Origin of the sequence: Pseudoalteromonas sp. P1-16-1b (assembly GCF_001401785.1) — a bacterium.
In the GTDB taxonomy this organism is placed as follows: domain Bacteria; phylum Pseudomonadota; class Gammaproteobacteria; order Enterobacterales; family Alteromonadaceae; genus Pseudoalteromonas; species Pseudoalteromonas undina.
This window is the reverse complement of sequence record NZ_LKGQ01000012.1, coordinates 89417-115188: the sequence shown is the minus strand read 5'-3', so window position 1 is coordinate 115188 and position 25772 is coordinate 89417. Positions and strand designations below refer to the sequence as shown.

Here is a 25772-nt window from a genome sequence, read left to right as displayed (position 1 = left end):
AAGCAGCTATTTTCAGCGCTAACTGCGTTGAATTTACTTGCAATAGGCTAGCTATTGACGCGTAATTTCGCCTTGTTTTCACTAAAAATTTCTAGCTAGAGAAAAGTAAGTAAAAATATTTTTTAATTCAATGCGTTAGTAAATCTCTTAACCAGAGTTCAGGTTAATCACAAGTAATGCATTTTCTTCCCCCTTTATGTAATAAAGCTTACGTCTAGTTTAATCTTATTTGTTGTTAGCTACGTATTTTAATTTAGTTTTTGCGCAGCTGCTCATAGTAATACGACTTCGCATCTTTTATAGTAAATCTCTGTTATAGTTAGAAATAGCTAAGGCATAGTCACATTGCTTGATCATGGTTGATACACGAGGATAGAGCTTATAATGAAATGTTTCACACTGGTTTTACTTACCATAAGCCTTTTTAGCTGTTATGCAGTGGCAGGCCCAAGTAATAAAACTCGCTTTATTCCACTATTAAAAACTAAGCTAGGTAATTACGAAGTTACCTCAAGTAACTCGGGTTTATGCACTAATAGTCGATTGCAATTTAATAACCCTGAAGATCCTGAGCAAGGTTTTAGCTTAGGTAAAGAGATTTTGTTTAACTCATTACACAATGGCACTCGTACTATTCAAAAGCCTAATTATTGTTTTATTACCAGCTCAATTAAATACAAAACTAATGGCCTCGAAAATGGTTTACGTATGAGCCGATGTGATAATCCAATTCACGAAAGAACCATTAAACAAACTATTACTTTTTTAACCGATAACACCCTTAAATACACCTTAGATAACCCAAGTGTAGAATGCGAATTTATTAAAGTTGCTGACTAACACTGTATTTTAGGAATATCGCGCCAACGTGTTGTGTATTGCGGCGATAAAAAAGCTCTATTCATATGCCAGCGCTCATTTAGTTGGCTGCTTGCTACGCTAAGCATTCCTTTCCCAAAGCGATGATTTATCGCATCTAAGCAGCCCATTAACTGCGGGTTATCGGTTTGTTTCTCAAATAAAGTATGTTGTTGAAACTGCTGTGGGCTAAGCTCTAATGCACCCACTCCGCATTTATAAAAACGAATACCCGGCTGATATATTTGCTCAAAACTCTTTGATACGGCACTCGCTATAACACGGGTATCGTTAGTGGGCGGATCAAATTGATGCATAGCTGACTTTTTATAAAAGGCTTGCTCATGTGACGAGCTGGCTGCAAAAATATAAATACGATGAGTGAGCGACTGTTGCGCTCTTAATTTTTGTGCAACTACACTGGCGTGATTTATTAATGCGGTTCTCACTGCATCAGGATCGTTAAGGCGCTGGCCAAAACTACGCGTTGAAAAAATAGCTTGTTTGTCTTGGCGCACATCATCCCAGTTTAAACAGGTAATGCCATTGAGCTCCTTAATTGTACGCTCAAGCACTACGCTAAATTGACGACGAATTGTTCTTGGACTTTGCTCAGCCAGCTGCCATGCGGTATTAATATTCATTAGCGCCAGCTTCTTAGCTATACGTTTGCCCACTCCCCATACATCCTGGCAGTGCATTTGCTGTAAAATAGCTTGTCGGCTTGCTTCATCATCAATCACGGCAACCCCATTAAAGCCAGTTAGCTTTTTAGCAGCATGATTCGCGGCTTTGGCTAAGGTTGGTGTTGGCCCAAAACCAACCCCAACAGGGAGTTTGGTTTCGCGCCATACCGTACGTCTAATTAGCTGACCGTAGTGGTGCCAATCGGTAATTAATGGCTGATAGCCTTTAAAGTGCAAAAACGATTCGTCAATACTGTAAATATGCTGGGTATCACAAAAGCGAGCAATAACGTTCATCATTCTATCGCTTAAATTAGCGTATAGTTCGTAGTTAGATGAGCGCACTACGACCTGATGTTTTGCTAGTAATTGCTTTACTTTAAAATAGGGGCCAAATTTAGGAATATTAAGCTTACGGGCAATAGGGCATACCGCACATACGCAGCCATCGTTATTGGTAAGCACCACAACTGGTTTTGAACGAATTGCGGGGTCAAATACCTTTTCAGCACTGGCATAAAAAGCAACCGCATCAACTAAGGCATACATGAAAGTATCTCAGGGCTTTGCCGATGTAATCTAATTGAGCGAGTTACCACGCCTTCAAGCTGAAATTCATCAGATTCGGTTAATTGCACGGGTTTATAAGCAGCAGAAGCCGAGAGCAGCCGCGCATTGGTTTTATCTAGCAACTTACATACAAATAAACCATTTAAGTTCGCCACAATAACATCGCCATCTTTAGGAATCTCTGCACGGTCAACTAACAGTAAGTCGCCCTCAAAAATGCCAATTTCTTGCATAGAGCACCCTGAGGCAACGCCAATAAATGTAGCATCTGGGTGTTTTATTAATAGCTCGTCAAGTGATATCCCTAACTCACTATACTGCGCTGCAGGCGATTCAAACCCGCAAACACCGGCCTCTATATAAATGGGAATAACAAACATAACACAACCTAAAACGCATATACTGTATAAGTGTACAGTATATGCGTTTTGTATCAGTTATGCCAAGTAATGAATGGTAGATCAATCCATGTTTTTGATCATTTGTTGGGCAGTATGTAAAAAGTCATTGATTTGCTGTGGGTTTAAGTTTTTACACATTTGCGCATTTACTTGCTGCTCGGCGGCTAATAGCTTGTCATAAAGCGAGCGACCTTCAGAGGTAAATGACAAGATAAAACAGCGCTTGTCGTGCTCACTGGCATCTTTGTTAATTAACTTTAATGCGATTAGCTCTTTCACTAAGCGTGCTATTTGGGCCTTGTCGCGCTGGGTCTGATTAACAATATCGTTAGCAGTGCACTGAGTTGTTGTTGCAATAATATGAAAGCAACGTACGTGCATTGCGTTTAAGCCAAGCTCGCCCGCATTAATCGCTTCGCGTATGGTAACGCGATAATTTTGCATTAAAGCAAATAATGTATTGGCTAATGAGATATGCATAGGGAATCCATAATGGTTGACAAAGTCAATTAAATTGATATGGTTGATTTTATCAACCAATGGGGCGTTGTGCAATTCATCTTTTTTAATGAGGTAAATTTATATGGGTAAAAAAGTACGCAAAGCAACAGTATTAAGCACAGAGCAAATAACCCCACATTTACAGCGCATTATTGTAGGCTCCGATGAGTTTAACGACTTGAACGCTCAATATATTGGTAACTACGTAAAGGTGCTTATTCCGCAAAATGGCCGCGTTGATTATAATATTAAAACTTCATGTATGCGTTCATACACTATAAGGCATGTTGATGAGCACACCGGCGCACTTACCCTCGATTTTGTAATTAATATGCACCAAGGTCCGGCAACTAATTGGGCTAAAAAAGCAAAAGTAGGCGATGAGGTAGGTATAGCAGGACCAGGCCCTAAAAAGCTTGATAATTATGAACACTCACATTACATACTACTTGGCGATTTAACTTCGGTTAATGCAATTAAAGGCTACATGCAGCAACTGCCTAAAAACGCAAAAATTGACGCGATTATTCATGCACCAACAAAAGATGATGTGATCAGCTTAGAGTCGCCGCGAGATGTAACTTGGTTAATAACACATAAACCAGATACAGATGTGATAAACGCATTAAAATCGGTGCCGCTTAGTGAGCAACAACCTATTGTATTTATGGCACTAGAGGCCGGATTAGTACGCAAAGCAAAAACCGTATTAACTGATGAATTAGCTATACCTCGCAGTCAAATTGTTTCATCGGGTTATTGGAAAAAAGGCCTTGATTCAGAAGCCTATAAACTAAACCGCCAACAAGCTGCAGCTAAAAATAGCTAACTTTGTTATCACTCAATCGCAACACCTTAGCGTTTCAAGATGAGCTGCCTTGAATTGGTGTAATGTACACCCATCTCTTACTTTAGATTTATTATTTATGGCTAGCACGTCATAAATCGCTATTTAATTTGGAGATGCTACTTTGTTATCAACTATCCCTTTTTCATTACTTGAACTGGCGCCTATGCAAAAAGGGGCCACGGTTAGTGACACCTTAAACAAAAGTACAGCCTACGCACAAAAAGCAGACCAATTAGGTTTTAACCGTTTTTGGTTAGCCGAGCATCATAATATGCCTGGGATTGTTTGTGCCGCCACTTCAATTTTAGTAGGGCACATAGCCGGCAACACTAAAAAAATACGCGTAGGGTCGGGTGGAATTATGTTACCTAATCATGCGCCTTTAGTTGTGGCTGAGCAATTTGGCACCTTAGAGAGTTTGTATCCTGGTCGAATTGATTTAGGGCTAGGGCGCGCACCAGGTAGCGATCCGGTGACCAGTCGCGCCTTAAATAACGATATTAGCCGCGCTGAAAACTTTCCTAATGAAGTAAGCGAGTTACAAACACTATTAGGCCCATACGAGGGAACTAAGCGTGTACGAGCAATACCCGGTGAAAATACTAATGTGCCTATTTGGCTTTTAGGCTCAAGTTTATTTAGTGCCCAGTTAGCAGCGCAAAAAGGATTACCCTATGTATTTGCGGGGCACTTTGCATCGCGTTTTGTACATGATGCAATAGCCTTATATAAACGAGAATTTAAACCATCAAATGTATTAGCTAAGCCTTATGTAATGTTGGCATTACCTTTAGTGGCTGCCGATACAGATGAAGAAGCACAATACTTATCAACCACTTCAAAACAGCGGGTACTGTCGTTAATCAGAGGCGATGAGTTGTGGTTAAAGCCCCCAGTTGAAACAATGGAAGGCTTGTGGAGCGAACAAGAGCGTACTCATATTGAGAGCTTTTTAGGATTAAGTGTTACTGGTGGACCAGCGAGTATTAAACACAAATTAGAAATGATCGTGAACCAATTAGAGGTCGATGAGCTTATATTCACCAACGATTTATATGACGATGAAAAACGTCATCGTGCGTTAAAAATACTAATGGAAATAAAGAATTAAGCTGTTTATTAAGCAAGCGTACACGCAACCATAGTTACACTAATAACCAAATAGAGAATCGAGTAAAGATTGAGTAAAAATAAATGATTTATATTTTCAATCGAACTGATTCAATTAATCTGTTTTAAGGATTTAATCAAGCACGTTAAAATAAAACCATATTCCGTTAAGTTAACAACTAAGAGGTACACCGTGAAATCTCAAATAAATGTTGCTCCACACACATTCAATAAGCCTATGCACCCTAAAACTGCATTGATTGCTGAAGGTGGAGGGCAGCGAGGGATATTTACAGCCGGTGTACTTGACGCGTGGTTAGAGCAAAATTACGACCCGTTTGATTTATTTATAGGCACGTCTGCTGGCTCGCAAAATTTAACCAGTTATTTAGCGCGTCAAAAAGGCTACGCAAAACGCTTGATCAGAGGGCTTTCGCGTCATAAACGTTTTTTTCAGTTAGGTCGAGGCCTAATGGGTAAACACATTGTTGACTTAGATTGGTATTTCGAAAAAACCACTGAGGTTAATAGAGCATTAGACTTTAAAACGGCAAAAAATAGCCTTGGTGATAGAGAACTCCTGATCACTACAACCAATGCGCGTGATCGTAAACCGTATTATTTATCTCCTACTGGCGATGGTAAACACTGGCGAGAACTATTAAAAGCGTCAAGTGCTTTACCTTTTTTGTATAAACAAGGTGTTCAACTCACTCCTTGGTTAGGCTCAAAAGCGGCAAACGAAGCACATTTAGCTGCAGAGCAATCGAATGAAGATTTTTATTTAGATGGCGGCTTAGCTGCGCCATTGCCTGTACGCGAAGCGTATAACCGTGGCGCCCGTAAAATTGTAGTAATAAGAACGGTAGACACCGATTTTCAAGCAGAATCAGCGTGGGTACAAAAATTGAGAACACTTGCGAGTGCTTCGAGATATTGCCCAAAAACTCTCGACTATTTGTTACAACATGAACAAGCGTACTTAGACGAGCTTGAATTTATTGCTAATCCCCCAGATGATGCTGAAATTATTCAAATTTTTGCTAACGAAAAACTACATAGCAAATTGTTAGGCAGCTCTAATGATGACCTCCGATTTGATCATAAATTAGGCTTGAAAGCGGGTCGTGATTATTTAAAAAACTATCATACAGAGTTAAACCGTTTCAGTGAGCCGCAATACGCAATGTAAGCAAGCCTCTAGGGCGTTTATGGCGCTAATTAACAAGCCGCATGCAAAGCAATATGCACCTACTGTATATTGCTTTGGCGTTAAACTTAGCCTGTAATTTTAATGGGTTAATAAAAAATACTGATCAAACTAAAACAACTCAAGCTAGCGTAATTACCACACACTGTAACGCATCATATTAATAATAAAACCAGTCTAGCATCATAACTCAACCACCAATCTCAGTTCATAAACTCACTGTGAGTCGACTTACCCTGCACAAAATTTAACAAAGCGTACTATTCTTATCTTGGAAATATAAGAGGCCGTATAATTTTAACGCAAGGCTTAGTGCTGCGTTGTTTGAAGCTACAAATATATTATTGATTTTTTTATAAAAAACGATAAGGTATGAGTGTGATTTTATATTCACAATAACTGAAATAAAATTCACGTGACGTGCGGTGCATTTATTGTTTTAAACACATAAAGATATAAATGTAGAAGCAAGCGGATATAAAAATAACAAATAAAGGACGGGTGATGTTTGAAACAGTAGTAAAAAGTGTCAATGGCCTTTTATGGGGCGAAGGGCAAGTACTTATTTACATTCTCCTATTTACCGGAATATGGTTTTCAGTACGCTTAAAAGCAATTCAATTAGTTAAATTTAAGCACATGTTTAGCCTGCTAAAAGGCAGTAGTAAGTGTAATAAAAACGATATTTCATCATTTCAAGCGCTCTGCACTGGGCTGTGTGCTCGAGTAGGCACAGGTAATTTAGCCGGTGTGGCTGTGGCTATATCACTCGGTGGTAGCGGCGCCATATTTTGGATGTGGGTCATTGCTATACTGGGTATGGCAACCGGGTTTGCAGAAAGTATTTTAGGCCAGGTATATAAAATTCGCGACAGCAATGGCGAATTCAGAGGTGGCCCTGCGTATTATATTCAACAAGGCTTAGGCAGTCGTGCATTTGCTATTGTGTTTGCCGCCTGTTTGTTTTTAGGTTACGGCTTTACCTTTAGCGCCATGCAAACCAACACCATTACCGATGCACTAAATTACGCATTTGAAATACCCACTTTTTACTCAGGTGTTGTGATCACACTTTTAGCAGGCTCTATTATTTTAGGTGGCTTTAAAGCCATTGCCCGATTCGCCGAGCGAGTAGTGCCTGTTATGGGCATCGTGTTTGTGCTTGTTGCTGTAGTAATTACACTGATTAACTTCACCCAAGTACCTGCCATGCTTAAAGATATACTTTTATCAGCGTTTGGCTTGCAAGAAGCTGGTGCAGGCGCCATGGGTGCAGCCATTAAAAATGGTATACAACGCGGTTTATATTCTAATGAGGCTGGCGCGGGAAGTGTGCCGCATGCATCGGCTAGTGCCAGTCCAATGCCAAACCACCCAGCGACACAAGGCTACATACAAATGTTAGGGGTGTTTTTCGATACCATCGTATTGTGCAGTTGTACCGCGGTTATTATTTTATTGGCCGATGTAGATATAAGCGGTGAAATGGAAGGTATACGCTTAACACAAAGCGCTATGACCTCACACTTAGCGCAAGGCGGCGTGTATTTTATAGCCGCTGCCATTACTTTATTTGCTTTTACCTCGGTAGTTGCTAACTACGCCTACGCCGAAAGTAACCTCCACTTATTTAAGCTCGATAACAAAGTAGGGCGCAGTATTTATACTTTGCTTTATTTATCAATGATGTTGTGGGGCGCATCAGCCACCTTAAAACAAGTATGGGATTTAGCTGATATTGCTCTAGGGTTAATGACAGTGGTAAACGTTATCGCTATTATACTACTCACACCGACTATTTTGTCTGTTACTAACGACTACCACGCACAAAGACACAAAGGCATAGAGCCTGAGTTTAAGGTAAAAAACGTAAAAGTGCAGGGCAAATGTGAAGACGGAATTTGGGATTAAGATTAAAGTTTAAAAGTTTTATTTTGCATAAGTATTCATTTTTAAATTTGGCTTTAACAACATTAAACTGCGACTCTACAGGTAGTATTTTTAGATGATCGACATTTATGCGGGTAAAACTGCAGCAAAAATAATAAACGAACAAGGTTTTAAACCCGAGCTTTTTACCTCGTTTTTAGGGGCAAGTGGTGGCCCTAAATGGTTTACCTTATTTGGTTTAGACAAATATATATTTGGCGAATTTTTTAAACATCGCACCCAACCGCTTAATTTAATTGGCTCATCTGCAGGGGCTTTTCGTTCAGCCTGTTTTGCACAAAACGATCCAGTTGCAGCCATTAAGCGGTTAGCAAAATCGTATTCACAAACCCGATATTCTAGTAATAAACCAACGCCCGCTGAAATTACACTAAAAGCCCGCGCATTATTAGATGATGTATTTGGTGATGATGGCGTTACTGAAATTATAAATAATCCTGTTTTTAAAGCGCATTTTATTGTCGCAAAATCTAACGGGTTTATTGCCAGCGAACATAAATTAATACAGCTTTTGGGTTTATCAAAAAGTTATATGCTTAACAGAATTAATCGAAAATTATTAGGCTCGCAATATGAGCGTTTTATTTTTGGCGCGCCCAATAGTGATTTAAGTATTACTGACAGCTATAATTTTAAAACCAAAAATATCGCACTCACACAAACAAATTTAAAAGATGCCTTACTTGCATCGGGCTCTATACCACTTGTAATGCAAGGTATAAAAAATATTGCCGGTTCGCCACCAGGGATTTACCGCGATGGCGGCATTATTGATTACCACTTTGATTTAAAAATTAATAACCCTGGCTTAATTTTATATCCACATTTTAATTCAAATCCAAAGGCAGGGTGGTTCGATAAAAATTTAAAACGAAAAGTGTCACCACAAAATTACGACAATGTAGTGATGATCACCCCATCAAAAGAATTTGTAGCCAACTTACCTTACGGAAAAATCCCAGACAGAAACGACTTTACTGATCTTGATGCAGACACGCGTATTAAATATTGGAACACCGTGTTTAGTGAAACAGAAAAACTGGCAGATGCCTTAGATACTCAGTTAACTAGTACACTTAAAATCACTGCATATTAGTAGATATTTCTAAGTGGGTAATTAGAATTGCTTATTTTTATGACTCTACTATCATTGAAATAATTGATTTTGAATGAAGAAAATACCGTGTTATGGCTTTAAGCAGCTTAGATTTAATTGAGAACGAAAAACAAAGAGTAGCTTATGAAAATCGCACTCGCTATGTTGAAATTATCGCTAAAGCATTAGCGCTAGGCTGTATTTTACTCTCTTTGTTATCGGCTTCGGGTTACTTTTTTTCTGTACAACAATTATATAGGCCGATAGCCGGAGGGGCAGCAACAAATCCGCTTACCGCTATTACTATAATACTAATTGGTTTTAGTGTTTTTTTAGAGTATAAAAAACATTTTACTATCCTCAACCCATTACTTTCTATAACTGCACTTATAATATCCCTTATTGTTATAAGTGATAATTTATTATCCAGCAAAATGGCCGTACATATTACCCCATTCATAAATACTGTAAACGCAGAGTTACAAGCTGGCTTTTCAAATTCGATGGGGATTAATACGGCGATTATGATGGCATTTTTATCTTCTGCGTTACTATTGGGTCAGTTTGGTAAGGTAATGACTGCACAAGTAGTTGCTTTTGTTGGACTTGCAGTGCCTATGCTGTCGATAATTGGTTATGCTTATGGTATTACATCATTTTTTGGTCATATGTCTATTTTAACTACAACTTATGGTATATTTCTTGGGATTAGTGTTTTGTTTATCCATGCCAAGCACGGTGCAGTTCATGCTTTATTATCACCACATATAGGTGGACGAATTGCTCGTTTTCAAGTTTGTATCGGTTGTTTTGTCCCTATATTTATAGGTTATTTGTTTATTAAGACTTTAATTTCTGTGAAACTAGAAGATTTATTTGGTTTATATGTTGTTGTTATTTCATGGTTTATCATAATTTTAATTATTTTTAGTGCCATCATTCAAGAAAAAATAGATAAACAAAGGCGTGATGCTGAACTAGCTTTAATTAAAGCGGCAACATACGATAGTTTAACTGGCTTAGCTAATCGGCGGCATTTTATGGAGTTAGCAAAAAGTGCGCTTGAACAAAGTACCTTAGTCACAGCTGAAACTTATATTTTGATGCTTGATGTTGATCACTTCAAATCTGTAAATGACAGAGCGGGCCATGCAATTGGCGATAAAGTACTCATAGCTATAGCTTCAACATTGAATAAAAGTGTACGTAGAACAGACTCAGTTTGTAGATTAGGCGGAGAAGAGTTTGCCATAATTCTACCAAATACATCTGAGGAAGATGCATTATTCGTAGCCGAAAAGATTAGAACAGAAGTTGAACAAACAGACATTTTAGGTTACACCGATATTTATGGCCAAGTTACAATATCTATCGGTTTAGCAAAAGCAGAAGATCAGCAAACTATCGATGTTGTATTAACCCATGCCGATAAAGCACTTTACTTAGCAAAAGAATCTGGTCGAAATAAGTCTATACTGTATAAGCCTCAAGAGTCGTAATACTAAAACTGCACGACATAATAGTAGTCGTGCAGTTTATAAGTTCTAGATAGTAAGGGGTAAGCTAATTTATTATAAGCAACCCATAAATTACGGTACGTAATATATAAGAAAAGGGCGGAAAGCCCTTTTTTATTAGGAACTTATGTTTGCTGTCACGTGTGACAGCTTGACCTAGTTGTTACCTTTAAGATTAAGAGTTCTAGTAGACATGTCTGGCGGATTTGAAGCTCTTTCACATGCACCATCCATCATAACTTTGTTAGTTTCGGTACGTGAAGAGTTATATTCACCTCTCCAGAATGAACAAATTTCATTGTTAGTTCTCTGGGCATTCCTTATCACAGCTTCTCTTTGTGCGTTTTGCCTACTGATAATTTGATTGCGGTTTTTTTCGTTCAAGGCTTGAGTTTGAGCTCTAATTGCTGCACTTTTAGCCTCTAACCTAGATTGTTTCATAGCTGAACTTGCAGCATCAGCAACAAGTTTTATTTTATATAAATCAACAGCTTCATCGACCCCCCAAACTGTTAAACCAGCAAGGGTAAGTGAGAAGTATAGTTTTAAATAGTTTAATTCCATTTAGCTTCCTGTCCTTTCAGATATTTCACCAATAATATTAAGTAATTGGTCTTGTAAGTCAGATAAATAATTATCCTGTGTTTTATGATTTTCCTTAAGGGTTTTGTACATAGACTCTGATTTTCTGGCAGACCACTTATAACGATGAACCAACTGAACATCAGAGGGTTTAACTTCGCCCCAAGGTGTACTCATTGTATGATCATCTACAGAAATTTTACAGTCAGCCCATGCTCCAGTAGCAGGTAAATAACCTCGGTAAATAATAGCTGTTAGTTTTTCCACTGGAAGACTGGCTTTACCTGATTTCACATAGCGCCTTACTTGCCTTTCACTTACGCCCAGTTCTTTGGCACCTTTTGCATAATCATAGCCAAATAAAGAAAGAAACTGTTTATGAAATTCTGATTTAAACATTGTGATTTTTACTCCTTTTAAAAAAATCACAATGGTTAATCATTATCTAACTCCGAATAGGTTTATCAGGGGCGCAAGCGCGGTATCGAGTAACTAAGGGCAGGGGTTGCGCTTCGCTTAGTTACGACCGATTTACGTTAATGCTAAATTAATATTTATGTGCGGTCTACATGGCTAAAGCCATAAATAATAGGTTCATGTACTAAGCAAAATAATGGTACGTGATAATTGAGTTAATTATTACGTAAAATAGGAAAAAGTACGTAATAAGTTACGTACCACTAAACAGCCTTTTTCATACGGCCAGTTGTAATACTGCGAGCCATAAAAGGTATATGGTCAGGGTTGTCAATTAAAAACTCTACCATCTGCTTTATCTCAATTTCTGAGTTATCAGGTATCCAAAGGGTTACTTTTTTTAACCCTTTGCCTTTTTGCTTTTGTTCGTACTTTTGATTTCTAGTCATAGTGTCACCAGTGACGGTATGTATTATTGGAGTATTTAAACGTTAACCAACGGCTTTCAACAAGTTGAAAGGCGTTGGTTTTAACGTTTAATTAGTAGTATATAAATCATGATATTGTTCATCTGGGATTTCGTTATTAAAATAATTGTTTGTTGGTTTATATCTAAAAACTACAGCTAAGTTATCGCCAATATAACCTTCAATACCTAATCTGGTTTTTTTTAATCTGTAACCCAACATTAAAAGCTCATCCCTTGAAAAAGTATCAATAACCTTTTTACCGCTAGATTCTACGACCACAAGTAAATCGGCAATTCTACCCCGATAGATTTCTTCGTAAGTAATCATTGAATTGTTATTCTGAATAGTGTCTCTTAATTTTTGATATGGGTCGGTACTGGGTTTTGGTTTAGGCTTTTCTTTTAGTTGTTGGTTTAGTTCTCCAGTAGTAGAGGTTTGCTGTTTTTCAACTTTTGCAACGGGCCCGTTGATAGGTTCTTTAGGTTTTGTGTTAGAAATACTAGTTTCACCGTTAAAAAAGGAAGTTAGATAATAAATAGCAAAAATAAGGAAACAGATAAAAACAGGTAAATAAAAATAAAATTGCTTAGATTTAAATACATTTACTCGGTCATCTGAGTATACCTCGGTATTATCTGTTGTTAATTGATGGCTAAGGTATGAACCAAAATACTTACTATCGTATTTTTCGACACCTGATTTTATCTTTTTAAAGACTACATCACCTTTAACGCCATTAATTGAACCTTGGTACATTTCCCATTTATATTTGCTATCCATGCCGACCATAGATAATTTTAAAAATGAAATTTTTCGTTCAGTTCTTCGTTTCCATGTTGTGTGTACATCGGCTAAAGCTTGACCCATACAAACAATGTCCATACCTCTATGTCTATGCTCTGCAATAAATCGGGTCATTTCATCTGACAGCTTTTGTCTACCACTGGGGAAAAAGTTTTGTAGCTCATCAAGCACAAGTAATGAATCATTTTCAACAATGTCGTAAACAGTATGTACTTGTTCTTCTGTAATTTCTGTATATAAGGATTCTAGTTCCTGAACGGTTTTACCTGTGAGTTCACTCACTTTTTCGTAATTAAAGCCGTTAAGTCTAGCGTAAACTTTACGTCCTTTTTCTAGGCTAGGTATTATATGCTTAACAAGAGCTTCATAACTTTTGCCAGAGCCTGGTAAACCTTCGTGAAATATAATCATAAATTTACCACTGGAATAAAGTTAATACTTTGCGGGTTAAACGAAATGTATAACCAACACCAATTATACCTAGGGCATTATCAAAGCCAGTGGCGGATAATAGATAACCAATATCGTTAGGTATCAAAGCAGTGAATTGACCTAATCCGTTTTGAATAAATTGTGGCGGGTCTATGGTAGAAAATATAAACCTGAAGCCTTGAAGCATTTTTTCAAATACCTGTAATGACAGCCAAAGAAAGGCGTCTAAGATAAAGATTAGTATTTCATAACACCAGTTTATAAAGCCTTGCCACATTTCGGCTAGCCAATCTAGTAAACTATTCAATTGCAATTCTCCAAGCGAAAAAGCCAGCAACGAGCATAAGTACAGCTCGAATGTAAGGCAGCATTGATTGAACAACAGATGTACAAAAATGGTCAAAAGTAATAGTAAAAGACGAATCTAAAACGCTTATAGTCTCTTGCCAAACTGGACAGCTGCCACTGAAAGAGGTAGTGAAAAAGTTTTCCATAGCTGAAAATAAGGGTAATGAACGCATTGCTTCATTATGTTCTTCAAGTACAGTACCGAAGTTTGTGGTTTCCCAATCAAAGGTAGCTATCTCGGTATATTTTTCAGGTTTAGTTGAGTAGTCGATTATTGGAGCAGTACCGTCGTAAGTACCTAGTTTTGTGATAGCGTCTGTTTGTTTTTTTAGTTCTGTTGTTTGTTTTGTTAACTCTGAAACAATAGCGCCCTCATCTACTCCAGCGATTTCTGATTGTGAACCGTCAGGGCATGAAATAGTTGCACCGGTTGGTGTGTTTATTACGGTGCAGTTTTCGCCATCTTCACCATCAAGACCATCAGATCCATTGCGGCCATCAATACCATTTATTCCATCGATTCCATCTTTTCCGTCTTGGCCATCAATACCCGCTATACCTTGGTCGCCCTTTTCACCCTTTTCACCTTGGATACCTTGTTCGCCTTGAATGCCTTGTTCACCTTGTTGACCATCTGAGCCAGCTTGACCAATTGCACCTTGAACACCTTGAATACCTTGTTCACCCTTTTCACCTTTGTCGCCTTTTTCACCTTGGTCGCCCTTTTCACCTTTAAGTTCTCCAGACTGAAATAATGAATCGATATCTTGCTGGGTTAAAAAAGATGCTTCAATTTCAGATATACGTTGATGGTTAACCACTAATTGGTCAGCGTTTTTTTGGATGCCTGTTATATCAAAACTGATAGAGCTTTCAGGGCAAACAACGGAATAAACACCAGAACTACCAGTTGCGGTGCAAAATTTATCATCACCCTCTGGTGGTTGAGAGTCACACTCGACAGGTTCTTGTGAATTATATTTGGTGGGTAAGTAATAGCCGCCACTATCATCTGTATTGATGTTGCATTGAGTGTCACTTTCAGGGTTGTCATAACAGACGTTTGAGGGAGATGTTGCAGTACCAAAGACGTAGCTATCAGAAGAAGTTGGCTCTGGGCATTCAGAATCTTCCAGTTTTTTCTTATGGCAAGTTAGACCTTGGGCTGATTCATATGGGTAAATATGCTCAGGACTTGAGGGGGGTGGGCAACCTAGCTCGGTAACAATACCATTGTTAGTTATACCACCGTGAGTACGTTGAAATATGCTACAAGCTCCAGTTTCAGTATTTATTGCAGTGTAAGCCGTGATTGTTGAAGAGAAGGAAGTAATTCCTGATATAACCTTGAAACATTGAAAAGGGTTGTTAGAAATAATAAGAGCTTCACATTGTTTAAAAAGTGATTGTTCGGTTGAACCTTTTACGGGTTTTGCGCCATTGGCTGTAGTACATAAAGCCTGTTTGAGTTGCTGTTCCTCAGCTGGAATTCCAGGGAACTCAAGCTCAACTGCTATAGCCATTGTTGCAAATACGGTTACGAGCATTAAGCAAAACCATAATTTGATTAATGAGAAAATAGTTTTAAATGGGTGGCGTATGGCGTGTTTAATTCCGCGCCATAGCAAGGTAAAAAGTTTAAGCATTTTCGAAGCCGCGAATAATCGCAACCGCACAAGCAATCCCAAGGCATGCATAATAAATTCCCCAAATCATAATAGTGCTCCATTAAAAAAGCCCCGCAACTTTTAGGAATACAGGGCTTAGTTTGCGAAAAGTAAATAGTCGGGTTTCTTAACGAATCCAACCGATTACTTTGTTATAACCCCAGATAGCAACGGGTGGTAAAATTTTGATTGCCGCTACTGCTGTGATTGCTGCAACAATTGCTGTAGCTTCGATTGCGCCTGTAACTCCTGTGAAGTCCATAATATTTTCCTTTTAGCTTAAAAAGTTTATTTATCATTTTCTGGTTTAAACCAGTTAATTACTGTGCCATAGCCCCAAGAGACTAAATGGCAGATTATTACCAATGAAAAGCCACTAAGAAAAAGTGCTTGTGCCTGTTCAATGGGAATTAGGTTAGGGTCGAAAATACTCGAACCTAGTAAAAATTGTTGGTACTCGGTAGGCTCAAGCATGACAAAGCCAGTGCAGTCTTGTATTGATTGTGCAGTTGGTTTAAGTTCGCCATATTCTAGCTGTACACAAGTAGCCATTTTTATTTACCTTTATTTTCTTGAGGTAAACTATGCAAACGGAAGCCTTTCCAATCCATTTGACGTGCTACGTTAGCACCTTCGTAATATTCAATATTGAGTAAAACAGGCCTTAAGCCCCAGCCGTTAGGGTCAGATTGCAAGGTTTCCAATTGCTGATAAGTACCATCGTTAAATTGGTCAGCAGATACCTTTACAGATAAAATTTGAGCTGGGTTTTTTGTGTGAAGTTTAAATTCGCCAGTTGTAGGCAAGGGAGCGCCTTTATCATCTGTACGATTTACTTTTACTAGGTCTGTAATAGCGCCTTCAATATTCATAATTTCTCCAATAGGGTTTAGTTTTATTAATAGTTACACTTAATGACACAAGTCCAAGCTCGCGACTTCGTCGCTCGAAATGTTGCCAGCCAGAGCTTCGTAATCCATGAATAAGCACATGTTTTGATAATCCTCAAGAACGCACGCTTCAAGGAACTGCATATCTTCATCACTAGGTGCGAATAAGCGGCCGTCATCGTGCCAACCTTGTATTTGTTCAGACACACCGCACATGATTTTACGTTGCGATTTAATATCTTTTTCAGTGAGTATCTGGGTAGTACCGCGTCGAGTAATTACAACAACAGCATCCCAAGCAACGCCTAAAACTCGGTTAGCTGGTTGGTCGCCATATTTAGTGGCAAAGTAGGGTGATTTAGATTCACTGCGGCTAACCTCACCAGTAATACGGTCAACAATATCGGGCAATTGGTAGTGAATGCGTAACGTTTGGTCTTTGCGTTTAACTTGTACGCCACCCATTGCAAGGCAAAATGCTTTCCAATCTGATGAATCAGCAGCTTGGCGTACCTTCTCAAGTGCGTATTTTGAAACTGTGTCTAGTGTTGTATTCATTGCATTTGCAACCTCACATTTGCCAGTATCACCTTGGCCTAATCGTCTAAGTTCACGCCAAAGGGTGACTGATGGGCCACCAATTTGCTGAAAACGTCTAATATCAAAAGTGCTTGCCCAAGTAGATGCACGTTCTGCGGCATCGGCTGGAAGTATTTTCATTTCACCAGCTTGTGAACAAATCACTTTATCGATGCTGTCACCAGTTACGGCTTTAGTAATATATTTAGCAATGTAGCCAGCAGCAGAGCCTTTACTTTTATTAATCGTAATAGCCTTAAAGCGGGTGGTGCTTGTTCTAAATTCGGTTGGTGTATCTTCGGTACAAAGCTTTTTAAGGATTGCACGAACTTGTATCGCATCGCCTTTTTCCATGAATAAAAGCATGTGCCAGTGTGGGCAACCGTCATGATGTGGTTCAACAACACGGAATCCATAAGGGCGTAAATTTTGTTTTGAGAATAGGGCGCGGGCACGTTTCCAAATTCCGTTAAAATATTCCTGTGCATCTTGTGGAGTTGAACCATCATATTTATTGTTTGGTCGGCCTGTATGGTGAACTGCATGAAAACGACTTGGTGCTGATAATGTATAGAACTCACCACGATGGCCATGCATGTCCGCTAGTTCTTCAAAGCCACGAATTCTTACCATTAATTCAGCCGCTTGTTGTTTGCCTGAAGTGTGAGAACGTTCAATAATTGATTGAAGTGTTTCGAACTCATCAAACGGGTTTGCATCGTTCGGAACAACAAATAAATCAGACATTATTTCGGCTGATTTGCGCTTACGTTCTCGGCGGTTCTGGATGGTTGGTTGTGATACATAAGCACTTGCTTTTTTATGTACGAGTCTTAAATCACGTGCTAGTTGTTCAATAGTAAACGCTTGGATTTTACGTAACTTACGACGCCAGAAAATAGGGTCAGCAAAGCGGTTTAAAATACCTGTTAAAGAGTCTGCTGCAAAGTGTGTGCAATACGGTGAAACTAGTTCAGGCTCTTGAATATCAAAGGAATTTAAGTATTTAACAAGGATGTTAAATACAGATAAAGTATGGCCGTTTTTACTTATTTTCAGCTCACAATAACGGGCTTTTTGCTCTGCAATTTCGCATATTTCATCGTCTGAACATGATAGGTTTATATAACCAAAAAGAGGATTGCCAAGCTTTAAAGCTGTATCGGCATGCTTCAATCGTCTATCTGCTTCAACTAAACCATTGAACTTTTCAGCTAAAAAGTACCCAGTACTTAGCATATGAGATAAGTTTGAATGGGTCTTAAAAACACGATTTCTAAAGGCTTTACTATCAAAATAGAAACCTGTTGCGGGCTTATTATTAGAGTTATGAATGCTAATATCTGAGTGAAATTTATCAAAATTAGCAGTTAAATTAATAGCTGTTTTTAGCGGGAAAACTTGAGCGTATTGGGCGTTAGATAGTGAGCTCATTGGTTAGCCTTTACTTTTTTATAAATAGGAGTGCGGACTAAAATGAAGTTTAAAATTATAAAAATAACAGGGAATAAAGAATAAGATAAAAAATCAAATGCTATATCATACTCTTGGTATGCAATGGAAAGTAAGCCAGATAATAAAAACGCAAATTGAAAAACTAGGACAAAAAAATATGAAATTTGAACTAGTAATGGATTTAGTGTGTTTTTAGTGGAACTCATATCCGTATTTCCCTGTTAAAATGACAAGCTGTCAATCTTGAATGTTTTGGAGTGTAGCTTTCGCTATTGACAGTTGTCAAATATTTATTTATCAGGTTTGACAGTTATAATTAATATATAGAGGAGATTGCTATGAATTTTAGTTACGAACTTATTGAAAAATATAAAGATTCAAAAGGTTATAGTCAGGATAAACAGGTTATAGCTGATTTTTCAGAATTTAATTCTGGGAATATGTCACAGATTAAAAAAGGCAAACGTCATTTAACAGCGAATCAATGTATTTTTATGGCCAATACCATTGGTATGGATCAGAAAGAGGCGTTACTTAAACTTGCTATAGAAAAGTCAAAGTCTAAGGAAGAAGGTAAAATCTGGTCTGATATTGTAAAAAAGATTAGTGCAGCATGTGTAGCGCTAACACTAGTTGCAGGACTAGCGAATGCACCAACTGAGGACGCATTTGCGTAATAGCGATAGCCCATAAATTACGTTATGTTAAATTGAGTGAGTTAAATTAAAGTGGGCGTAATCCATAAAACTAGCCCACTTATGATAGGGTTTTGATAGCTTAGTTTAGCTCAGAATCTACCCAAAATTTAGTACCTTTTAAAACGGCTTGTAGTGCAAGGCCACTTTCGGTTAAAGAGTAAACAGTAACTTGGTCAGCAATAGCTTCGGCAACTAAAGCGCCACCTTTATCTTGGTATTTTGCAGCAGCATCGGCATTACCACCGAACGCCCAACCATGTTTAATAAATCTATTTAACGCTGCTTGATCATGAAAAACCATCACAATATTGAAATCTTTAACACCTAAACCTAAGCCTAAACCAGCTTCGCCCATATTCATATAGGTAGATTTTCCGGTTAGGTTATTTTTTACTACACCGTACCCACCACCAAAACTGGCTAAAATAACGTTTACGTTGGCATTATCAAATACAGCATAACCGGCAGAGTTTGCAATTTGAGTTTTAACATCTGGTTTTTTTTCGTATAAAGCAGTTAATGTATTCGATTTCATACTTTGTACTAAAGCACGTTTTTCTCCAGGAGAAGCACTGCCTGTAGTAGCGCAACCTGTTAATAAAACGCTAATAACTAACATGATCAACAGAAGTAATTTTTTCATGATTTTTCCTTTAATAAGGTATATGGTTAATAAATCTGCATTTAGCATAAATATCAAAATTTCGTTATGTCCAATACTAGACAGTATCGGACTTTAAGGTTAATCTATAAGTCTATTATTTTCTTATATATTTTACTATTATGCTTGTTGCTCTGGTCGATACATTAAAACAATTACGTTATCAAATAGCTCACCTTGAAGATAATACACTCCAATCAGAATATCCAGAACTAGCCTCTTTTATACAGCAAGTCAGCTTGACTGTAACTGAATCAAAGGCCGATCTTAACTTTTTATACCAGTTTTTATATGTTTATGGCCGAAAATCAGAAGCAACTTATAGTCGTTTTCGCAATGAATTAGAACGATTTTATTTGTGGTCATGGCTTATAGCTGAAAAATCAGTATTCGATTTAAAGCGTGAAGATATTGAGGCGTATGTTGATTTTATGGTCGAGCCGGACAAAAAGTGGGCATCAACTTCGGTGCAGTGGCGCTATAAAGATGAGCAAGGAGTACGTAGGTTAAACCAAAATTGGCGCCCTTTCATGCAAAAAGAATCTATTGCGAGTCAGCAAACATTATCCGCTATGTTTACTGCACTTAATGTATTTTACAAGTTCGCTATTTTAGAAGAAAAAACCTTCGCTAACTTTGTACCTGTGGTTAAGAAAAATAGCCCCTACTTGGTTGTACAATCACAAATACAAATTCCCGATACATTAAGCGATATTCAATGGGAATACGTATTTGGTGTAACACGTGATCTGTGTGAACAAAAACCAGAGTATGAAAGAAACCTTTTTACCCTCGCCTGTTTAAAAGGATTATATTTACGTATATCAGAATTATCAGAGCGTCCACAATGGTCACCTGTTATGTCTCATTTTTGGCAAGATAACGATGGCTTTTGGTTTTTACGTATAATGGGTAAGGGTAATAAATTACGAGATGTAACTTTAAGTGATGATTTTCTTGAGTATTTAAAACGCTACCGGTTATACCGTGGTTTACCTGCCCTGCCCCGGGTTGACGAATCCGACCCGTTAGTGCATAAAATTCGTGGCCAAGGTGGTATGACAGTAAGACAAATTCGACGTTTAGTACAACAAAGTTTTGATATTGCTCAGCAGTCATTACTTGATGATGGGTTTAAAGATGACGCGGAACAATTAGAAGCGGCCACTGCACATTGGCTTCGACATACCGGTGCAACGCATGACGCACAAACTCGACCTTTAAAACATTTATCTGAAGATTTAGGCCACGCAAAAATAGCCACAACTGATCAAATATATATTCAAACAAATATTAAAGAACGGGCAAAGTCTGGAATAAAAAGGAAGATTTAATGGAATACTTAGTTATTGCTTTTATTGGTGCATTATTTTTAATTTATTCTATAACACTACGCCAATTAGAAAAAACAGAAATTACCGGGCCGATGTTTTTTGTTATAGGGGGGATACTGCTAGCACTGATAGCTCCGAACGAAAGTGAAAATTTTAAAAGTGGCTTACGGTATTTACTACCCTTTATAGAATTAACGCTCAGTATCTTTTTATTTACCGATGCAGCAAAGTCAAAATTAGGAGTATTAAGGCATAGTTTTCAATATCCTAGTTTACTTTTATTTGTTGCCTTACCATTAACTTTATTACTCGGGATTGTAACCGCGTTATTTTTATTTGCTGAGCTTTCATTAATTCAAGCAGCACTTATCGCAATTATATTAACCCCAACCGATGCGGCGTTAAGTAAGGGATTATTAAGCAATACAAAAGTTCCTGAAAAAATACGCGAAGGTATTAATACAGAAAGCGGTTTAAACGATGGCTTATGTGTGCCTATATTTTTAATATTTATTCTGCTCGCAAAAAATCCTGAATCTGCAATTACTACAACACAAACGTTAAGTGTATTTGGAAGAGAGTTGGGAGTTGCATTATTAATTGCATTTGCAAGTATTGCTGTTTTTATTCCGTGTTTAAACTTTGCAATGAAGCGACATTACTTTGCCCAAAACACTAGCCCGTTTTTACTATTGGGTTTTGCTATGGCTGTATTTTCACTTACGCAATATTTTCATGGCAGTGGATTTATTGCCGTATTTGTAGCGGGGCTTTTATTTGATAAATACGCGAGCACCAAAATAAACAAAGAGCTGATTGAAGACTCAGAGCATATAGCTGACTTTTCCTCTTTAATGATTTGGTGTTTATTCGGTTTTGTTTGTGCTTATTTAGTGATCCCGAAATTAAATACTGAAATAATAATTTATGCGCTACTTAGTACAACACTGATCAGAATAATTCCTGTTATGTTGTCATTGCAATTTACGTCATTAAAAATAAAAGAGCGTTTAACGTTTGCTTGGTTTGGGCCACGAGGATTGGCTTCGATTGTTTTTACTTTAATGGTTATTGATACACAAATAGAAAATAAATTTCAAATTGCGACCATTGCTATGACCACGATTTTATTTAGTGTATTTATTCATGGTATTAGTACAAAACCCATTGCAGACAGTTTTGCTAAAAAAACTAAATAAATATAAACAAAAATAAAAAGGCGTAACTTAATAATAAGTTGCGCCTTTTTATTTTACAGCTTACTTAGTTAAATCATTAACTAAGTACTTTTGCCAGTAGCTCTATTGGATGCTTAGGCTTAAATTTTTCATAACGTTTTACTTGGCTACGACATGAAAAGCCAGTTGATAAAAGTTGCTCAGGTTTATTTTTATCAACGATAGGTTTCCAACTCATTTCATAAAGTGCTTTGGAGTTTGCTTGGTTTTGTGCTTCATGACCATAAGTGCCGGCCATACCACAACACCCAGTACTTGTGGTGTTTAATGTTAAACCAAGCTGATCAAAAATATTTTTCCACACACTTGCGGCTTTTGGTAATGCAGTCGTTTCGGTACAGTGACTTAATAAGGTAAATTCAGTATTTATTTGTTTAGCTTCTAAAGCACTGAACGATTGTGTTTCTAACCATTCATGCGCAAGTTGCACATTAAAATCGCCACGGTTATTTTCTAAAATTGTATTATATTCATCGCGATAACACATCACTAACGACGCATCTAAACCAACTAGCGGTGCATTAATATCATTAAGCTGATTTAAAAACTCTGCAGCATTTTTTGCCGTTAGCTTAAATTCATGCAAAAAACCTTTCACGTGCTGAGGTTTGCCATTGGGTTTAAAGGGTAACAGCATTGGTTTTTTTCCAAGCTGAGTAATTAGTGTAATAAAACTCTCAACCAATTCTGCTTCGTAAAAGCTGGTGAATGGGTCTTGAACAATGAGTACATAATCATTTTGCTCATCGGTACTTAGTTTTTTAAGTAATTCTAAATTAAATTTTTGCGCTTTGTTTACACGTTTGTTGAGTGCAGGAATACTTAGCTGAGGGGTATCAACATAGCCTACCGTTTTTTTAATGAGGCCACTAACTAATGATGTTTTTACAATTGGATTAATAACCCTAGCAAATTTTGCCATTAACGGTGCGCTGTTTTCTATATTACCCACTAAGTAATCTTTAAGTGGTCGGGCATAATAACTGTGATAATAATTTAAAAAACGGGCACGGAAAGTTGGCACATCTACTTTAATTGGGCAAGCCGTAGTACACGCTTTACACGCTAAACATTCATCCATTGAGGCTTTTACTTCATGCGAAAAATCGTAAACGCCTTGTTTTTTCTCTCTGCTATGAACAAAGCGCTCCCACCAAGTAATGACTTCACCTTTGTTAAGTTCTTTTTCTACCTCAAGTAAATTAACATCTTTTGACTCTTGAAGACGTAACCATTCACGCATTAGCCCTGCTCGACCTTTTGGCGAATTACGGCGATCGCCAGTTACTTTATACGACGGGCACATTGGCGAGTTTTCATCATAATTAAAACATAAGCCGTTACCATTACAGGTCATTGCATTGTTGAAACTGGTCTTAACATCAATTGAAATTTTCTTGTCGAAGTAAGAGCGCTTTTGCCCATCAACGCTAACTAGTGAGTATTCACTTTCAAGTGGGGTACATATTTTACCTGGATTTATTTTGTTGTTTGGATCGAAGGCCGATTTTATTTTTCTTAATTGTGTAAATAAATGCTCACCAAAAAATTCAGGACCGTATTCACTTCTGTAGCCTTTACCGTGCTCGCCCCACATTAAACCACCGTATTTTGCGGTGAGTTTTACTACTTCATCTGAAATAGTACGCAGTAATTTTTCTTGTTCTGGGTCGCACATATCCAGTGCCGGCCTAACATGTAAAACGCCAGCATCGACATGCCCAAACATACCGTATTGTAATTTATGGCTATCGAGTAGCGCTCTAAATTCAACAATATAATCGGCTAAATTTTCTGGTGGAACGGCGGTGTCTTCTGCAAACGCGAGAGGTTTTTGGCTGCCTTTTACATTACCGAGTAAACCCACTGATTTTTTACGCATTGCATAAATTTTCAGTATATCGCTTTTATCACTGGTTAACTGATAGCCAATAACGCCATTAGTTTGGTTAGCTACACACTCATCTAATAATTTACATAATGTGTCTACTTTGTCTTTTATGTCTTCTGGTGATACGGCATTAAACTCAACCATGTTGAGTCCTTGCATATCTTTATTAGCAACGTCGGTTATTAAGTCCGATACTGAATGCCAAATAATATCTTCGCGGGCAAGATTTAATACTTTGCTGTCAACGGTTTCAACTGAAGTTGCGCGGGCATCAACTAAAAATGGTGAATGGCGAAGCGCAGAATCAAAACTGTCATATTTTATATTTATGAGGGTTTTAAATTCTGCGATAGGTGTTAGGTTTAATTTTGCTTCAGTAACTATGCCTAAAGAGCCTTCTGATCCGGTTATTAAGCGGCTCATATCAAAAGTTTGTAAGTCTTCACTTAGCACATGCTCTAGGTCATAACCGGTTAAAAATCTATTTAACCGTGGAAATTTGGCTAATATAGCGTCGCGTTCATTAAGTGATATGTCTAATACTGTTTTGTAGAGTTTGCCAATTAAGGATTCCTGATCGGCAATTATTTTTGCTTTTTCAATGTCTATTGGACTGGTAGACATTGCAGTGCCATCAACTAAATAGGTGGTTAGCCCTAAAACATGGTCGCTGGTTTTGCCATAAACTAAGGAGCCTTGCCCCGATGCATCAGTACTGATCATGCCGCCAATAGTGGCGCGGTTACTGGTAGATAAATCGGGTGAAAAGAAAAATCCATACGGTTTTAAAAAGTCGTTAAGTTGATCTTTTATCACACCGGTTTGAACTCGTACCCAACCTTCTTCAACATTTATCTCGAGGATTTCACGCATATAACGTGATAAATCAACCACAATACCAGGCGTTAAAGATTGACCATTTGTTCCTGTGCCGCCACCGCGAGGACCAAAAGTTAACGATAAAAAAGGGTCTTGCGATGCTATTTGCAGAGCAACTTGAATGTCTTTTTCGCTTTTAGGAAAAATAACACCTTGCGGAAGCTGCTGGTAAATACTGTTATCGGTTGACGCTGTGAGTCTGGTTGCATAACTTGCGTCTGTATCTCCAGTAAACCCTTGATTTTTTATAGTATTTAAATAATTTGCGACAAGCTCGGTCGCGGCATCTTGTTGTGTAATAGTTGCTATCATGGCGGCGCTTATTAATGCATTTGTGTAATTATATCATGGCGATGGCTAATAGAAATTGAAGATTTTACAGTTTGTAACACTCTTTTTATCGATATATGAGCAGCTGCAATTATAATCAAGTTAAACGCCTACTATGAGGTTTATATGAAAAAACTACTAATGCAGATCAGCGGAACACTGTTTATTTTACTCGGATTATTGTTTGCTGTGGTGCCAGGGCCATCGTTAATATTTTTTATTGCAGGCTTATTCTGCTTTTCTATGTATTACCCTAAAGCAAGAGGGTATTTAACTTGGTGTCAAAAAGCACTGACTCGTTCATGTGCCTATTTAGATAAAAAATTAGCAAAAAATTAATTTTTAGTC

The 25772-nt window shown here is 37.8% G+C and carries 26 protein-coding genes; 11 read left to right on the top strand and 15 right to left on the bottom strand.

Annotated elements, in window-relative coordinates; translation table 11 throughout:
* Positions 1-384: 384 nt before the first annotated feature.
* The gene (locus tag AN392_RS10545; RefSeq protein WP_055012704.1) at positions 385-840 is read left to right on the top strand and encodes a hypothetical protein; all 456 of its coding nucleotides are present in this window, start codon (positions 385-387) and stop codon (positions 838-840) included.
* Here AN392_RS10545 and AN392_RS10540 read toward each other — a convergent pair.
* The 3 genes from AN392_RS10540 to AN392_RS10530 all read right to left on the bottom strand — a co-directional run bounded on the left by AN392_RS10540 (position 837) and on the right by AN392_RS10530 (position 2995).
* Positions 837-2093 (bottom strand): Y-family DNA polymerase, encoded by a 1257-nt coding sequence (locus tag AN392_RS10540; protein WP_055012703.1) that lies wholly within the window; start codon positions 2091-2093, stop codon positions 837-839. The two genes, AN392_RS10545 and AN392_RS10540, sit on opposite strands and share 4 nt — an antisense overlap.
* Complete coding sequence (gene umuD / locus AN392_RS10535) at positions 2081-2494, bottom strand: translesion error-prone DNA polymerase V autoproteolytic subunit (protein WP_010388819.1); 414 nt, start codon at positions 2492-2494, stop codon at positions 2081-2083. The genes AN392_RS10540 and umuD overlap by 13 nt, the downstream gene beginning before the upstream one ends.
* A gap of 81 nt (positions 2495-2575) precedes the next feature.
* A complete protein-coding gene (locus tag AN392_RS10530; protein ID WP_054201569.1) occupies positions 2576-2995 on the bottom strand; it encodes a MarR family winged helix-turn-helix transcriptional regulator in 420 nt (139 codons plus the stop codon).
* 103 nt (positions 2996-3098) lie between these two features.
* Between AN392_RS10530 and AN392_RS10525 the strand changes: the two genes are divergently transcribed.
* The 6 genes from AN392_RS10525 to AN392_RS10500 all read left to right on the top strand — a co-directional run bounded on the left by AN392_RS10525 (position 3099) and on the right by AN392_RS10500 (position 10731).
* Positions 3099-3845: a siderophore-interacting protein gene (locus AN392_RS10525; protein WP_055012702.1), complete on the top strand. Its 747-nt coding sequence runs from the start codon at positions 3099-3101 to the stop codon at positions 3843-3845.
* 142 nt (positions 3846-3987) lie between these two features.
* The gene (locus tag AN392_RS10520) at positions 3988-4977 is read left to right on the top strand and encodes an LLM class flavin-dependent oxidoreductase (RefSeq protein WP_082424804.1); all 990 of its coding nucleotides are present in this window, start codon (positions 3988-3990) and stop codon (positions 4975-4977) included.
* Between the two features lie 237 nt (positions 4978-5214).
* Positions 5215-6168, top strand: a complete 954-nt coding sequence (locus tag AN392_RS10515) for a patatin family protein (protein WP_200908282.1) — start codon at positions 5215-5217, stop codon at positions 6166-6168.
* A 522-nt stretch (positions 6169-6690) separates the two neighbouring features.
* Complete coding sequence (locus AN392_RS10510; RefSeq protein WP_055012700.1) at positions 6691-8097, top strand: sodium:alanine symporter family protein; 1407 nt, start codon at positions 6691-6693, stop codon at positions 8095-8097.
* A 94-nt stretch (positions 8098-8191) separates the two neighbouring features.
* Positions 8192-9232: a patatin-like phospholipase family protein gene (locus AN392_RS10505; RefSeq protein WP_055012699.1), complete on the top strand. Its 1041-nt coding sequence runs from the start codon at positions 8192-8194 to the stop codon at positions 9230-9232.
* A gap of 92 nt (positions 9233-9324) precedes the next feature.
* Positions 9325-10731: a GGDEF domain-containing protein gene (locus tag AN392_RS10500; protein ID WP_055012698.1), complete on the top strand. Its 1407-nt coding sequence runs from the start codon at positions 9325-9327 to the stop codon at positions 10729-10731.
* A 174-nt stretch (positions 10732-10905) separates the two neighbouring features.
* Here AN392_RS10500 and AN392_RS10495 read toward each other — a convergent pair whose 3' ends face one another.
* The 10 genes from AN392_RS10495 to AN392_RS10455 form a co-directional block, all read right to left on the bottom strand.
* Positions 10906-11313: a hypothetical protein gene (locus AN392_RS10495; RefSeq protein ID WP_055012697.1), complete on the bottom strand. Its 408-nt coding sequence runs from the start codon at positions 11311-11313 to the stop codon at positions 10906-10908.
* A complete protein-coding gene (locus AN392_RS10490) occupies positions 11314-11730 on the bottom strand; it encodes a hypothetical protein (protein WP_055012696.1) in 417 nt (138 codons plus the stop codon). It abuts the gene before it with no gap.
* A gap of 281 nt (positions 11731-12011) precedes the next feature.
* The gene (locus AN392_RS10485) at positions 12012-12197 is read right to left on the bottom strand and encodes a hypothetical protein (RefSeq protein WP_055012695.1); all 186 of its coding nucleotides are present in this window, start codon (positions 12195-12197) and stop codon (positions 12012-12014) included.
* An 87-nt stretch (positions 12198-12284) separates the two neighbouring features.
* A complete protein-coding gene (locus tag AN392_RS10480; protein ID WP_055012694.1) occupies positions 12285-13433 on the bottom strand; it encodes a zonular occludens toxin domain-containing protein in 1149 nt (382 codons plus the stop codon).
* Between the two features lie 4 nt (positions 13434-13437).
* Complete coding sequence (locus AN392_RS10475) at positions 13438-13761, bottom strand: hypothetical protein (RefSeq protein WP_055012693.1); 324 nt, start codon at positions 13759-13761, stop codon at positions 13438-13440.
* Complete coding sequence (locus AN392_RS10470; RefSeq protein ID WP_200908281.1) at positions 13754-15349, bottom strand: collagen-like protein; 1596 nt, start codon at positions 15347-15349, stop codon at positions 13754-13756. Before AN392_RS10470 ends, AN392_RS10475 begins: the two co-directional genes overlap by 8 nt.
* A 247-nt stretch (positions 15350-15596) precedes the next feature.
* Positions 15597-15731, bottom strand: coding sequence for a hypothetical protein (locus AN392_RS18780; protein WP_268796087.1), 135 nt, complete (start codon positions 15729-15731; stop codon positions 15597-15599).
* Positions 15732-15757: 26 nt separating this feature from the next.
* Entirely contained in the window at positions 15758-16021 is a 264-nt protein-coding gene (locus AN392_RS10465; RefSeq protein ID WP_055012691.1) for a hypothetical protein, read from the bottom strand.
* Between the two features lie 2 nt (positions 16022-16023).
* Positions 16024-16341: a hypothetical protein gene (locus AN392_RS10460; protein WP_235575587.1), complete on the bottom strand. Its 318-nt coding sequence runs from the start codon at positions 16339-16341 to the stop codon at positions 16024-16026.
* 39 nt (positions 16342-16380) lie between these two features.
* Positions 16381-18372 carry a replication endonuclease gene (locus AN392_RS10455; RefSeq protein ID WP_055012689.1) on the bottom strand — a complete coding sequence of 664 codons (1992 nt, stop codon included), beginning with the start codon at positions 18370-18372 and terminating at the stop codon, positions 16381-16383.
* A gap of 359 nt (positions 18373-18731) precedes the next feature.
* On the opposite strand from AN392_RS10455, the gene AN392_RS10445 reads away from it, so the two are divergent.
* A complete protein-coding gene (locus AN392_RS10445; RefSeq protein WP_055012687.1) occupies positions 18732-19070 on the top strand; it encodes a DUF3693 domain-containing protein in 339 nt (112 codons plus the stop codon).
* Between the two features lie 100 nt (positions 19071-19170).
* Here the strand turns inward: AN392_RS10445 and AN392_RS10440 are convergent, their stop codons facing one another.
* A complete protein-coding gene (locus AN392_RS10440) occupies positions 19171-19734 on the bottom strand; it encodes a YSC84-related protein (RefSeq protein WP_055012686.1) in 564 nt (187 codons plus the stop codon).
* 140 nt (positions 19735-19874) lie between these two features.
* Here AN392_RS10440 and AN392_RS10435 point away from each other — a divergent pair, with 140 nt between their 5' ends.
* Together AN392_RS10435 and AN392_RS10430 are read left to right on the top strand one after the other, a co-directional pair.
* Positions 19875-21086 (top strand): tyrosine-type recombinase/integrase, encoded by a 1212-nt coding sequence (locus tag AN392_RS10435; RefSeq protein WP_008108719.1) that lies wholly within the window; start codon positions 19875-19877, stop codon positions 21084-21086.
* Positions 21086-22285, top strand: a complete 1200-nt coding sequence (locus AN392_RS10430) for a sodium:proton antiporter (protein WP_055012685.1) — start codon at positions 21086-21088, stop codon at positions 22283-22285. The genes AN392_RS10435 and AN392_RS10430 overlap by 1 nt, the downstream gene beginning before the upstream one ends.
* Positions 22286-22361: 76 nt before the next feature.
* Here the strand turns inward: AN392_RS10430 and AN392_RS10425 are convergent, their stop codons facing one another.
* The gene (locus AN392_RS10425; protein WP_055012684.1) at positions 22362-25406 is read right to left on the bottom strand and encodes an FAD-binding and (Fe-S)-binding domain-containing protein; all 3045 of its coding nucleotides are present in this window, start codon (positions 25404-25406) and stop codon (positions 22362-22364) included.
* 144 nt (positions 25407-25550) lie between these two features.
* Here AN392_RS10425 and AN392_RS10420 point away from each other — a divergent pair, with 144 nt between their 5' ends.
* Positions 25551-25763, top strand: a complete 213-nt coding sequence (locus tag AN392_RS10420; protein WP_008108725.1) for a PGPGW domain-containing protein — start codon at positions 25551-25553, stop codon at positions 25761-25763.
* The last annotated feature ends 9 nt before the right edge of the window (positions 25764-25772 follow it).

Excerpts from the sequence above, each read along its gene's own strand:
- AN392_RS10500 (WP_055012698.1), top strand. The coding sequence starts at position 9,325 with ATGGCTTTAAGCAGCTTAGATTTAATTGAGAACGAAAAACAAAGAGTA.
- AN392_RS10505 (WP_055012699.1), top strand. The coding sequence starts at position 8,192 with ATGATCGACATTTATGCGGGTAAAACTGCAGCAAAAATAATAAACGAA.
- AN392_RS10525 (WP_055012702.1), top strand. The coding sequence starts at position 3,099 with ATGGGTAAAAAAGTACGCAAAGCAACAGTATTAAGCACAGAGCAAATA.
- AN392_RS10480 (WP_055012694.1), bottom strand. The coding sequence starts at position 13,433 with ATGATTATATTTCACGAAGGTTTACCAGGCTCTGGCAAAAGTTATGAA.
- AN392_RS18780 (WP_268796087.1), bottom strand. The coding sequence starts at position 15,731 with ATGGACTTCACAGGAGTTACAGGCGCAATCGAAGCTACAGCAATTGTT.
- AN392_RS10530 (WP_054201569.1), bottom strand. The coding sequence starts at position 2,995 with ATGCATATCTCATTAGCCAATACATTATTTGCTTTAATGCAAAATTAT.
- AN392_RS10470 (WP_200908281.1), bottom strand. The coding sequence starts at position 15,349 with ATGCTCGTAACCGTATTTGCAACAATGGCTATAGCAGTTGAGCTTGAG.
- AN392_RS10540 (WP_055012703.1), bottom strand. The coding sequence starts at position 2,093 with ATGTATGCCTTAGTTGATGCGGTTGCTTTTTATGCCAGTGCTGAAAAG.
- umuD (WP_010388819.1), bottom strand. The coding sequence starts at position 2,494 with ATGTTTGTTATTCCCATTTATATAGAGGCCGGTGTTTGCGGGTTTGAA.
- AN392_RS10490 (WP_055012696.1), bottom strand. The coding sequence starts at position 11,730 with ATGTTTAAATCAGAATTTCATAAACAGTTTCTTTCTTTATTTGGCTAT.
- AN392_RS10445 (WP_055012687.1), top strand. The coding sequence starts at position 18,732 with ATGAATTTTAGTTACGAACTTATTGAAAAATATAAAGATTCAAAAGGT.
- AN392_RS10485 (WP_055012695.1), bottom strand. The coding sequence starts at position 12,197 with ATGACTAGAAATCAAAAGTACGAACAAAAGCAAAAAGGCAAAGGGTTA.
- AN392_RS10435 (WP_008108719.1), top strand. The coding sequence starts at position 19,875 with ATGCTTGTTGCTCTGGTCGATACATTAAAACAATTACGTTATCAAATA.
- AN392_RS10440 (WP_055012686.1), bottom strand. The coding sequence starts at position 19,734 with ATGAAAAAATTACTTCTGTTGATCATGTTAGTTATTAGCGTTTTATTA.
- AN392_RS10510 (WP_055012700.1), top strand. The coding sequence starts at position 6,691 with ATGTTTGAAACAGTAGTAAAAAGTGTCAATGGCCTTTTATGGGGCGAA.
- AN392_RS10515 (WP_200908282.1), top strand. The coding sequence starts at position 5,215 with ATGCACCCTAAAACTGCATTGATTGCTGAAGGTGGAGGGCAGCGAGGG.
- AN392_RS10495 (WP_055012697.1), bottom strand. The coding sequence starts at position 11,313 with ATGGAATTAAACTATTTAAAACTATACTTCTCACTTACCCTTGCTGGT.
- AN392_RS10430 (WP_055012685.1), top strand. The coding sequence starts at position 21,086 with ATGGAATACTTAGTTATTGCTTTTATTGGTGCATTATTTTTAATTTAT.
- AN392_RS10465 (WP_055012691.1), bottom strand. The coding sequence starts at position 16,021 with ATGGCTACTTGTGTACAGCTAGAATATGGCGAACTTAAACCAACTGCA.
- AN392_RS10455 (WP_055012689.1), bottom strand. The coding sequence starts at position 18,372 with ATGAGCTCACTATCTAACGCCCAATACGCTCAAGTTTTCCCGCTAAAA.
- AN392_RS10460 (WP_235575587.1), bottom strand. The coding sequence starts at position 16,341 with ATGAATATTGAAGGCGCTATTACAGACCTAGTAAAAGTAAATCGTACA.
- AN392_RS10545 (WP_055012704.1), top strand. The coding sequence starts at position 385 with ATGAAATGTTTCACACTGGTTTTACTTACCATAAGCCTTTTTAGCTGT.
- AN392_RS10425 (WP_055012684.1), bottom strand. The coding sequence starts at position 25,406 with ATGATAGCAACTATTACACAACAAGATGCCGCGACCGAGCTTGTCGCA.
- AN392_RS10420 (WP_008108725.1), top strand. The coding sequence starts at position 25,551 with ATGAAAAAACTACTAATGCAGATCAGCGGAACACTGTTTATTTTACTC.